Raw genomic sequence first — 12,236 nt, forward strand, 5'->3', positions numbered from 1 at the left:
CCGACAACGCCAGGCCGTTGCACGCCACTATCACTACCAGCGTCGGCTGCACACGTTCGAGGGGCGGCCTCCATGAGACCGCCCCCGACCACCTACCAGCCCACTACACTCCCGCCGCCCGGTGAAAGCCACAGCTCAGACAGCGAAATCCTGCTGGAGTACTAGTACTCCAGCAGTACTTCGTGGCTCGACCTGGGGAAACGTCGGCAGCAGACGGCGGCTTCGTCGAGGATCTCGTCGGCGGTCTTCGTCCAGATGAACGGTCTGGGGTGCTCGTTCCAGTCGGCGAGCCAGGATGCGCTGGTCGGCGTGAAGCGCGGGCGGGACCGAGGGTGGGACAGCGGCCACTTCTTGACGTCGGCCGTCTCGTGAGCGAAGGGCCGCGACGGCGAACGGCCGACTGCGCCGGAGATCCCGGCGCAGCCGGTCGAAGGTGCGGGGGAGAACTCGCTGAACCGGGGTTTCCTCCCCTGCTTCGATACGGGGGTGAGGATGCTCGGCCCCGCCCACGCTACCGGCGCGACCGCGAGAGAGGGGTGCGGCGCGACCCGCCCCGCGGTCGCGTGTCTGAGCCGTCTGCGCCTCGACCCGATGCGAAGTGGAACTTTGTGATCGAGACCTGGGTGGGGAACCGGCCTTTCTCAAGGGCCGCGAAGGGCACCAGGAAATGCGGATGGAGATTCCCGCCGGACTTTTAGCCATCTCGGAACGCGCTCGGGATGCCTGGGATATCACCGTCCCGAAAGGGACGTACTGCTCACACATTTCGTTTTTTGGCCGAAAAGCAGCTCATGAAATGGCCGACGAGGCGGCCTTGACTGCCCTTTCGTCTGGCCGTGAGGGAATAGAGCGATACGTCCTCGATGTGCGGCTGGCGGCGCGGAAAGGCGTCGCCCCGGGTGGAATCCGCCCCCGTGCGGCATGTCGCGAAGAGGCGGGGTCGACGGTCGCGGGAGAAGCTCGGGATGCACTCGAACGGGCATTGACCGAGGGAGAGCGGGTCCCGTCGACGGAGGGATCCTGACAGGGGCCCTGTCGAAGAGTTCGTCCGGGCGTGAAGAGTTCACCCAGGTGGCGAGGCCGGCGGAGTGCGGACCGCGAGGCTGGAACGGGAGTCGGGGCACGGGCCGCCGGCCCACGGCTGGGCCGATCGGCGGTGGATACCGGGCACGGACCAAGGCGCCGATTCGATCGGCTGTTCCGCGTGAGCTGCGCGGTGGAGGGCACGTCTTTCCGGTCAATTTCCGTCGCCTGGACGAGATGAGGGAGGAGACCCAAGGTAAACAGTAGGCAAAGGATTCGGAGATGTCATTCCGGGCCGTATCTCCGAAAGCGTGCGTATGGCTCCGGGCTTTGCCTGGGCATTACCAAAGGTAAGATCGAACAAAAAGGGGGAATCGGGCAAGCGGTCGTCCGGTGAGCCCTCACTGTCCGGCAGCGTTGATGATCATGAGCGGGAAAGCAATGTGATCATCCTGTGCAGGTGCGGAGAACTGTCCGCACATACTGCGAGGAAGCACGCGTGACACATACGTTCCGTAGAGCTGGGCAGAGACCTGCCGCAGCGTCTGCACCCTTCTCGTCTCCTCCGTCGATGAAGCGCTGGCGACGAGTGGCCGCCGCGGCGGCGTTGGTCATGGCCGTCGAGGCGACCGTCGTCGTCTTCACCGGTCAGACCGCGTTCGCCGTACAGATCCAGAAGGCGCCGCGGGCCGCCGAGCCGAAGAAGGACCTGGGTTCCGCGACGGCCGACTCGCTCGCGGCGGCCCGGATGAAGGCGAAGATCCAGGACCGTCGGATCGAAGCGCTGGACCAGCGGACCGAGACCTCGTCGGTCTACGTGAATCCCGACGGCTCCGTCACGCAGGACGCGTACGCCGGCCCGGTGCGCTACCAGGACGACGACGGCGCATGGCAGGACGTCGACGTCTCGCTGCGCGCGATGGCGGACGGATCCGTCGCCGCGGAGGGCCACCCGCACGGCCTGCGCCTCGGCGGCAGGAGCGCCGCTCCGAAGGGCTTGAGGAAGACCGGCGAGAAGACCTCCGAGGCGGGCACGCCCCTGGTGACGCTGGAGGGCCGCACGGGCAAGCGGATCCAGCTGGGCTGGTACGGTGCGCTGCCCGCCCCGGTGATCGAGGGACACGAGAACAACGTCGCCCGCTACAAGGACGCCCTGCCCTCCGCGGACCTGCTGATCGAGTCGACCCGTAGCGGGTACGAGCAGTACCTCGAGCTGAAGAATCGTTCCGCCGTCGACGCGCAGGGAGCGATCACCTACAGCTTGACGGCCAAGGGGCTGAAGGCCGACGCGCACAAGGACGGTTCGGTCTCCTTCACCGATGCCACGGGCAGATCGGTCGGAATGCTGCCCGCCCCGGTGATGTGGGACGCGCGGGTGCACGAGAAGTCCGGGGAACGCACCCACACCGCCCCCGTGGGCATCAAGGTCGCGCAGGACGGCGACACCGTCACCCTGACCCTCGTCCCCGACGCGAAGTTCCTCGCGGACCCCTCCACTCGCTTCCCGGTGACCATCGACCCGGCGATCAACGTGGGGGCGAGCTTCGACACCTTCGTCCAAGAGGGCCACACCACCGATCAGTCCGCCTCGACCGACCTCAAGGTCGGCAACAACGGCGCCTCCCAGGTGGCGCGTTCGTTCCTGTCCTTCCCGATGAAGAACATCACGGGAAAGCAGGTCACGGCCGCCAAGCTGAACCTGTTCGCGTACCACTCGTGGTCCTGTACGCCCAAGGGCTGGGAAGTCTGGTCCACCGGTACGCCGAGCACTTCCTCCCGCTGGACGTCCCAGCCGAACTGGGTGACCAAGTACGCCACCAGCACGCAGACCAAGGGCTACTCCAGCGCGTGCAACGACGGCTGGGTCAACGCCGACGTCACCGCGCTCGCCAAGGCATGGGCGGCGAACGGGAGCGGCAGCAACTCCCTGGGCGTGCGGGCCGTCGACGAGACCGACCCCTACGGCTGGAAGCGGTTCAACTCCGGCAACGCCGCGAGCAACCCCCCGTACCTGTCGGTCACGTACAACTCGATCCCCAACGTCCCGACCCTGATCGCCCCGGTCGACCAGTTCGCGACCTCCACGGGCAGCCCCGTGCTGTCGGCGAAGGCCCTGGACGGCGACGGGTCCCAGGTCACGCTCGACTACGAGGTGTGGGCCGCCAACGGCAGTGCGGCCCTGCGCACCGGCAGTGCCTCCGCGGCGTCCGGCGCACAGGCCAACTGGAGCCCCGCCACCGCTCTGGCCACCGGAGCCCACAAGTGGCGGGTGCGGGCCGGTGACGGCTCGGCCACCAGCGCCTGGTCCGCCTTCCGCGCCCTGACCGTGGACACCACGGCTCCGGCGATGACGTCGGTGTCCTCCACCGACTTCCCCGCCAACCAGTGGTCGGGGACCCCGAACGACAAGGGCGACTTCACCGGCTCCTTCTCCCTCGCCCCGCCGTCGTCGGACGTGAAGGAAGTCCAGTGGAGGCTGGACGGCGGAGCCTGGCAGTCGGTCGCCACCACCGGCACCGTGGTGACGGTCAAGCCGTCCTTCCGCGCCGGCAAGCACACGCTGGGCGCCCGCACCAAGGACGCGGCCGGCAACATCTCGGCCGAGAGGGCCTTCGTCTTCTTCGCGGGCTCGGGGGCGGCGCTGACCGCACCGAGCGAGGGGGACCGGTCGGCGCGGCGCACCGAACTGGCCGGTCTGGGCAAGACCACCGACACCGGAGTGCGCTACCAGTACCGCCGAGGCGAGACGGACACGTGGAAGGACGTTCCGGTCTCCGACGTCCGCCGCAAGGCCGACGGCAGCACGCCGACGGCCTGGCCCGCGAAGGTCACCACGGGTACGCCCGAGGCACTGATCTGGAACATCACGTCCTCCCTCGGTGAGGACGGACCGGTCGACGTCCGTGCCGTGTTCACCGACGGCACCGCCACCGACGCCTCTCCCGCCAGCACCATCACGGTGGACCGCAACGCGGGCGCCGCGCCGAGCGAAGCGGTGGGACCGGGCGCGGTCAACACGCTCACCGGTGACTTCACCCTCACCGCCACCGACGCCTCGGGGTTCTCCCTGACCGCCGCGCGTTCCGCGTCGTCCCGCACCCCCGACGAGGGAGGCCGTCAGGAAGGCCAGGTGGCGATCTTCGGCCCGCAGTGGACCGCCGGCACCGTCGTGGAGACGTCCGGCAACACCTGGGCGTTCCTGCGGAAGACGTCGGCGTCCTCGGTCGCGGTCGTGTCCGTGGACGGCTCGGAGACCGGCTTCACGGCGACCACGGGCGGCGGCTGGAAGCCGGAGCCCGGAGCCGAGGACCTCACCCTCACCGGCAGCCTCACCGGATCGTTCACGCTGACGGAGAACGAGGGAGCCACCTCGACCTTCACCAAGGTCGCCGCCGACCTCGGCACCTGGACCCTTTCCAGCAGTGCGCTGCCCACCTCCGACTCCACCACCACGGTCTACTCCGAGAAGGTCACCGTGGACGGGAAGCCGCTGGCTCGCCCGAAGTACGTGATCTCGCCCAGCACCGCCGTATCGGCGTCCACGTGCGCCAACGCCCCCAGCACCAGGGGCTGCAGGATCCTGGAGTACCAGTACGCCACCACGACCACGGCCACCGGCTCCGCCTTCGGTGACTTCTCCGGCCGGGTGAACCGCATTCGCCTGTGGAACACGGTCCCCGGCGCGTCCACGGCGACGGCCACCGTGGTCTCCCAGTACTCCTACGACGACTCGGGCCGCCTGCGCGAGCAGTGGGACCCCCGGATCAGCCCGGCCCTGAAGACCGCCTACACCTACGACAGCGCGGGCCGCGTCCTCACCCAGACCCCGTCGGGCGAGCTGCCGTGGACCTTCGCGTACGGCAAGGCCGGCTCAGCCGCCGTCGCCGGCGACGGTATGCTCCTGTCCGCTTCCCGTCCGACCCTGAAGGCCGGAAGCAAGGACCTGGTGGACGGAGGCAACGCCACCACGTCCCTCGTCTACGACGTTCCGCTCTCCGGCGCCAAGGCCCCGAACCAGGTCGCCGTCTCCGACACCAAGACCTGGGGGCAGACGGAGGCACCCACCGACGCGACGGCGGTCTTCCCCGCCGACCAGGTTCCCTCCTCCCACACCGGTGGCGACCTGACCGCGGGCGACTACGGCAAGGCCGTGATCACCTACACCAACGCCTCCGGCCTCGCCGTCAACACCGGCCTCCCGGGAAGGCACCTCACCACCACCCAGTACGACCGGTTCGGCAACATCGTCCTCGAGCTGAACGCGACCAACCGTGAGCTCGCTCTGGGCAGTGCCGACTACCAGGTGAACACCCAGAACGAACTGGGCATCCTCGCCGACTCTCCCGCCGAGCGCGCCGGCAAGCTGGCCACGGTCTCCGAGTACACGACCGACGGCCAGCGGCTGGTCCGGGAGTACGGCCCGCTGCACCTGGTCACCTTGACCGAGGCGCTCAAGGGCGACATCGACAGCCCCGACCTCGCCGCCGGTACGCAGATCGCGGCCCGCACCAGCACCGTCAGCCGCTACGACGAGGGCCGTCCCACCGACGGCAGCGCGCGGACCGCCCACCAGCCCACCACGACGGCGGTCGGTGCCCTCGTCGACGGCTACCCGGCCGACGGTGACGTCCGCACCACCTCGATGACCTACGACTGGGCGAAGGGGCTGCGCCTCAAGGAGGTCACCGATCCCAACGGGCTGAAGCTGACCCGCGCCACGGAGTACGACGCGCAGGGACGTGTCGTCAAGACCACGCTGCCCAAGTCCAGCGGCACCGACGCGGGAGCGAGGGTCACCGCCTACTGGTCCGCCACGGGCACCGGCGCCTGTGCCGGACGCCCGGAATGGGCGGATCTCCTCTGCTCCGTCGGCCCGGCGGGCAAGATCACGGGCGGCGCGGGCAACCCGGACGCGCTGCCGACCACGACGTACGAGTACGACCGCTGGGGCAACGTCGCCAGGACCGTCGAGGTCGTCGGCGGCACGTCGCGTACCAGCGTCGCCACCTACGACGCGGCCGGCCGGCTGAAGCAGAGCCAGATCACCGGAGGAACCGGCACCGCCGTCCCCGACACGTCGATCACCTACGACACCGGCGACGGTTCCGTCGCGACCTACGCCAACGGCACCGCGACGGTGCGTCGCGCCACCGACAAGCTGGGCCGTGAGATCTCCTACGACGACGGCAGCGGCAACGTCACCAAGACCGAGTACGACAGCCGCGACAGGGTCACCCGGAGCTCGAACTCGGTTCCCTCCCAGACGTCGTACACCTACGACAACCCGGCCGGCCTGCCGACGCGGGCACACGACTCCGTCCTGGGTTCCATCGGCGACGTCACCGGCTTCTACGACTCCGACGGCCGCCTGTACAAGCAGAAGCTGCCGTGGAACATGGACGTCGAGTTCAACCTCGACCCCACCGGAGCCGAGACCTCCCGGTACTGGCACTGGGAGTCCGGCTGGACCGTCCAGGGCGAGTCCCTCAGCAAGAACATCCACGACCAGGTCGTGACCCGCACCACCTACACCGGCGGCGGCGCGTACCAGGAGTACACCTACGACGCGGCCGGCCGTCTGACCCGCACGAACGACTCGCAGGCGGGCGTGACCACCCATCGCGCCTACGCCTTCGACGACAACAGCAACCGCACGTCCCTGACGACCACGATCGACGACGTCGACGGCGGCGCACCCGAGACCAGGACCGTCTCCTCGGCCTACGACAGCGCCGACCGGCTCGTCACCGGCGGCACCGTGTACGACGCCTTCGGCCGGACCACCGAGCAGGCGGGTGGCGCGAAGTACAGCTACCACGCCAACGACCTGGTCCGGCAGATCACCTCCGGCGGCACGCGCACCACGTGGCAGCTTGACGCCATCGGCCGCCTCTCCTCCTCCACGGTGGAGGAGCAGGCGGAGGACACCACCTGGAGCACCACCGGTACCAAGAAGAACCACTACGGGGCGGAGGGCGACGGCCCCGACTGGATCGAGGAGGGCGGAGGCGCCGTCAGCCGCAACCTCAGGGACCTCGCGGGCGACCTGATCGCCACCACGAGCGCCACGGGTGACGCGGTGCTTCAGCTCACCACCATCCACGGTGACGTCACCACCCAGATTCCGCTGGTCAGTGGCACCACCCCGGTCGTCAACAGCTACGACGAGTTCGGCAACCTGCTCCCGGGGACCGACCCGGCCCGCTACGGCTGGCTCGGCGGCAAGCAGCGCTCCGGCGAGACGCCGAGCGGCGTCACGTTGATGGGAGTGCGCCTCTACGATCCGGCCACAGGCCGCTTCCTCTCCGTGGACCCGATCTACGGCGGCAACGCGAACGCCTACGAGTACTGCGGCGGAGACCCCGTCAACTGCTACGACCTCGACGGACGGAAGAAGCAGAAGAAGCCGCGCTCGTGCGGTTTCTGGTGCAGCGTCTTCACCACCGGTATCGGAGGCGTCGTCGCAGCCGTCTGCGCCCCCTTCGCCGGCCCGATCGTCTGCGGGGCGGTCGGCGGCGGAATAACCGGCTTCGCGCGCTACTGGTACACCCACCACGGGGGCCACGGGTACACCACGAAGGGTGCCGTCAGGGCAGTGCTCCTGGGAGCGGCGATCGGCGGGTTCGGCGGAGCGGTCGGCAAGCTGATCAAGAAGATCGGCGGGAAGGTATTCCGAGGATGGGGAGACCGGGGTTCGATCAAGGCATGGGATAAATTCGTCAAGGCGCTCTGATGGGTGACTGAAGCCCCACCCCTGGGTTGGGGTGGCTGAAGCCCCACCCCTGGATTCACCGGGCGCCCGCCGGGTGAGCCCAGGGCCCTCATGATCGAATGCGCTCGCGGATCGGCGTGACCGCCGCCGCTCGCACGCCCGTGCACACCTGGACGGCGGGAAGCCCTCGCTTCCCGCCGTCCTGAACGGAATGAGCTGGTCGAATGAATCACTTCTGGCGTGCCGCCCTCACCCGCGTATCCACCGCCGCGGCTCTGGTGGGAGTCATCGTCGCGGGCTCTGTGATCGGAGTTCTCGCCACGGAGGCCGAGGCGGGGCTGGGCGGAATCCTGATCCAGGGACTGGGTGCGGGTGTTTGCTCTTTCGTCCTGTTCTCGGCGATCATCGCGTCGGTCAACATGGTCCACCTGATGAGGAATCTGGCACGCTTCGGACTCTCGTCGGCCGACGCCTCGCTCTCGGTTCGCTCCGCACGCACGCTCACCGTGCCGCTCGTGCACGGCCTGCGGGAACGCCAGATCGTCGAGTCCTCCCTCCGGGACCTCGGTCAGCTCGAAGGTGTCTCCCTCGAAACGAAGCACGCGGAAGATGGAAGGGCTTCTGTCACGTGTGCCGGACTGAACGGTGGGAACGTCCTGCTGGAGCTGGTGGTTTCCAGGAGGTCGGATCATTTCGAGGCGTCGATCGAGGCCCGTCCGGAGAACAGCTGGAAGAGGCTCAACGGAGGCGCGTCATGGGCGGCTTCGGAGCTCGCGGCGTCTGCCGTGCTGCGCTCCGTCGGGAAATGACCCGCACACCCCTCTTCACCCGGGAATCGATCCACCGCGACCGTCCTCGAATTCGAGGACGGTGATCGCGTGTCGGCATCGATCACGCGGCTGAAGCACCTCGCCTCGGCCATGTGATCCGAACCCCGATCAGCTCCTCGGAACCGGAGGGCCGGAGACGGCCGGGAGGAGACGGGAACGAGCCGAACAGGGCCGGGGCCGGGTGCCGTTCCGGCCGTACGCGGGGGACGGCACGTGTCCCGGTGTGTCCGGACGTACACCGGTCGCACGGCCTTCCGGCGGAGGCTTCCAGAGCCGGACGAACAGGCCCCTCCCCGTATGCCCACCATTGAGCGTGTGGGGGTGTCCGCATGTCGTCCGAGCACGTGAAAGTGCCGCTTGAGCAGGGATGATGAGACTTCGTCAGATTCTCTGTGGCCACAGAGGCCAGACGCTTTCCGTAGCCGCACCGGCGATCGCGTCCCCCGCACGTCGTCCCATGGGCGGACCTGTTTCTGAGCGGGCGGGGGCGGTGTCCTCGCCGTCGAGGCGAGGCGGTGCGTGGCCGCCCTCCGCGTCGGTCACCGCACCCCGCCGGTGCGCGGCGGCTGAGCCGTCGCTCAGACGCCGGGGCCGTCGCCTCCCCTGAGGCCGCGGTACTCGCCGGGCGTCATGTCGTACGCCGTCCGGAAGGACCGGCTGAACTGGGCTCCGGTGAAGCACCAGCGCGCGGCGATGGTCTGGATGGGCACGCCGTCCCAGCGCGGGTCGGCGAGTTCGGCCCGGGCGCGCCGCAGCCGCCGCTGGCGGATCAGCGTTCCGACGGTGACGTCCTCGGCCCTGAAGACCCGGTGGAGGTAGCTGGTGGAGATGTGGTGCGCGGCGGCGATCAGGGCCGGGGACAGGTCGGGGTCGCCCAGGTGCTGCTCGACGAAGGCCCTGACCCGCAGGGCGGTCGTCTCCCGGTGGACGTGCGGCGGCAGCGCGCTCTCGCCGTCCGTGACCTGTCCCAGGACAGTCGCGGTGAGACCGGCCACGACCTCGCCCAGCCGGGGCCCGTCCGCGAGCCGGTACTCCGGCAGGTCCCGTACGAGCCTGCGGAGCGTGTGCGACAGCAGGGCGCCGACGCCCTGGTCGTCCGGGACGGGCAGCCCCACGGCGCGGTCCGCGAGCCGCCGGGGCAGGGGCAGTACGGCCTTGGGCACCTCGACGCCGATCATCATGATCCGGCCCCGCTCGGCCCAGGAACGGATCTCGACGGGACGTGAGGAGTCGCTGGTGTGGAAGGTGCCGGGGCTGGTCCTCAGCGTCCTGTGCCGCCAGTCGGCGATTCCGCTGCCGCGCAGCATCAGGGTCAGGTGGTAGCTCTCCGGGTCGGACCGCCGGATGAGCTCCCTCGTGCGACGGAACGTCACCGGCGGGAAGACCGCGGGCCACACCGTCACCTCGCCCAGCGCGACGACGTGCTGACGTGCCAGGAAGTCGTCGGCGCGCTCGCTGGAGAGCGTCATGGGGGCGTGCGTGCCGCTCAGGAGCTCACGCCAGTGGGCGAAACGGTCCCGTGCGGGGAGGTGGCCGTTGGCGTACTTCGCCACAGGGAGACAAGGGGGCCGGGCGGACTCTGCCGGGGCGGGCGACCCATGAGACATGCCTGGTCCTTTCCTGCCGGGGCGACGGGGGTGACGCGCGGCGCACCCCTCACACCGCTCGGTGCGGGTGGCCTCCCCTTCGCTTCACGAGGGAACGAGTCCACTGTGGTGCAAGGATCGTGCCACTCACGGCCAATGACAAGGCCGGTCCGCGCGGCGATGCTGAGGACCACGGTCGCACGGACGGGTGCGGTTGTGGCTGGGCCGGGCGCACCCGACCAGTCACCCCTTCACCGGACACGCGTGGAGCCCCCGCCCACGGCGACCGACGTCCGGAGGCTGCGGCAGACGTGCGACCCGCGGGGACGTACGTCACCCCCTCGCTCGTCGAGCAACCGATCCCCGCACATCCCTCACACAACCAGAGGTGGAACATGAAGTCGTCGTTGATCACGTCAGTCCTGGGCGCCGGGCTGCTCCTGGGGGCCACGGCCGTCACAGCTCCGGCGTGGGCGGACACCGCGGGGGAGCCGCGCGGCCACTGCGTGGTGGACCTCTCCGCCAGCGGCACGACGTGCTTCGGCACCGTCCGTGAGGCGATCGGCCACGCGACCCACGGCCAGGTCACCGACGCGCCGCTCACCGCCCGCGCCGCGTTAACGGACAGGACGCTCACGGCGAAGCTGGAGGGTCCGCAGAGTGCCGGACCGGGGCTCGCGGTGGCCTACGTCCTGTCCATCGAGTACCGCTACCCGGACAAGGACGGGGAGACCATCACGTTCACCGGCCCCCGGCCCTGCCTGGAGGACGGGCAGCGCGACTACCTGGTGAACGACGTCAGGGACCGGGACCCCTGGTGGAACGACCGGATCTCGTCGTTCCAGGGCTACAACACCTGCGACGTCAACCACTACGAGCACACGGTGGCCAACGGTGGCGACACCACCGGTCCTCGGCGGTCCATGAACGACATGGGCGCCATGAGCAACAGGACCACCGGACTCACCTGGGGGTGAGCCGGTCTCCCCCGGCTGCCGTGGAGGCGGGGGTGAGGGAGGCCGCGCGGCTTCCCTCACCAGGCCCTGCGGGAGAGCGCCACGGGGCCCGTTCACCCCGGGCCCCGTGGGACGCTCGGAAGCCCGGCCCCCCACGTGGGGAGGGGGCCGGGCTACGAGTGCGTCATGGCGACCGGAACCTCCCCGCGCCAGCCGGATCGGGTGTCGGGAACCGACGGCCGTGACCGGCTCGGCAGGGGCGTTCCCCAGCGGACGCCAGCCTTCTGCCGCGCCCCGGACGTCACCGGCGAGTGACGGCCACTGCCCCCTCGCGTCGCGGAGAGCGCCGTGACCACGACACCCGGTACAGGCGTCATGCCGGTGCACCGGATCACACCGGGCCTGTACCCAGCCTCTCGGAGACGCCCGGTCTCCTGCTTCACCGACCTCATAAGGATCTTGAGTGGTCCACAGCGTGTCGCAGAAGGCTCCGGTTCGGGTATTTCCCCTGTACGCGTGGGGTGTTGAGGGCTGAATCGTTGTGGGTGGAGACGTTCACGGGTCTGCGGATGCGGCAGTTCGAGCGGCTGCTGAAGGTCGTACGTGAACGGGGCGGGGACGGTCCCGGTGGTGGCCGGCCGTGGTGTCTGCCACTGGCGGACCGGGTGCTGCTGGTGGCCGTCCACTACCGCACGAACCTCACGATGCGGCAGCTCGCGCCGCTGTTCGGCTGCTCGCCCGCGACGGTGTGCCGGGTGATCAGGCGGTTGCGACCGCTGCTGGCGATCGGGCCGGCCGCTCGCCCGGCCGACGCGGTGGAGCACTTGTGGATCGTGGACGGCACGCTGATCCCGGTCCGCGACCGGAAGGTCGGCGCGTCCTCGCGTAACCACCGGTTCCCGGCGAACGTGCAGGTCGTCATCGACGCCGACACGAAACTAGTGATCGCCGCGGCCCGACCCGTTCCGGGCAACACCGCCGACGCCAGAGCCTGGCGGGACTCCGGCCCGGCTCAGCACTGCGAGGGTGTGACCGTGCTGGGCGACGGCGCCCACATCGACACAGGGCTCGTCGTCCCGCACCGTTCACCAGGGCGGCCACCACGCGGACCACGAGGCACACCCCTGCA

4 protein-coding genes and 1 pseudogene are annotated in these 12,236 nt (G+C 69.6%); 4 read left to right on the plus strand and 1 reads right to left on the minus strand.

Going from position 1 to position 12,236, the window contains the following annotated elements; genetic code table 11:
- Positions 1–1,594 precede the first annotated feature (1,594 nt).
- Both ACFXGN_RS28225 and ACFXGN_RS28230 read left to right on the plus strand, forming a co-directional pair.
- On the plus strand, positions 1,595–7,756 hold the full coding sequence (locus ACFXGN_RS28225; protein ID WP_384864547.1) for a DNRLRE domain-containing protein: 6,162 nt from the start codon (positions 1,595–1,597) through the stop codon (positions 7,754–7,756).
- Positions 7,757–7,959: 203 nt separating this feature from the next.
- Positions 7,960–8,544, plus strand: a complete 585-nt coding sequence (locus ACFXGN_RS28230) for a hypothetical protein (RefSeq protein WP_384864549.1) — start codon at positions 7,960–7,962, stop codon at positions 8,542–8,544.
- Positions 8,545–9,143: 599 nt separating this feature from the next.
- On the opposite strand, the gene ACFXGN_RS28235 is transcribed toward ACFXGN_RS28230, so the two are convergent.
- A complete protein-coding gene (locus ACFXGN_RS28235; RefSeq protein ID WP_384864550.1) occupies positions 9,144–10,118 on the minus strand; it encodes a helix-turn-helix domain-containing protein in 975 nt (324 codons plus the stop codon).
- A gap of 440 nt (positions 10,119–10,558) precedes the next feature.
- Between ACFXGN_RS28235 and ACFXGN_RS28240 the strand changes: the two genes are divergently transcribed.
- Together ACFXGN_RS28240 and ACFXGN_RS28245 are read left to right on the plus strand one after the other, a co-directional pair.
- The gene (locus tag ACFXGN_RS28240; protein ID WP_384864552.1) at positions 10,559–11,128 is read left to right on the plus strand and encodes a hypothetical protein; all 570 of its coding nucleotides are present in this window, start codon (positions 10,559–10,561) and stop codon (positions 11,126–11,128) included.
- Between the two features lie 548 nt (positions 11,129–11,676).
- A pseudogene (locus ACFXGN_RS28245) lies at positions 11,677–12,207 on the plus strand (transposase family protein); the annotation flags it as partial.
- Between the last annotated feature and the right edge of the window lie 29 nt (positions 12,208–12,236).

Origin of the sequence: Streptomyces sp. NPDC059247 (assembly GCF_042754005.1) — a bacterium.
Lineage (GTDB): Bacteria > Actinomycetota > Actinomycetes > Streptomycetales > Streptomycetaceae > Streptomyces.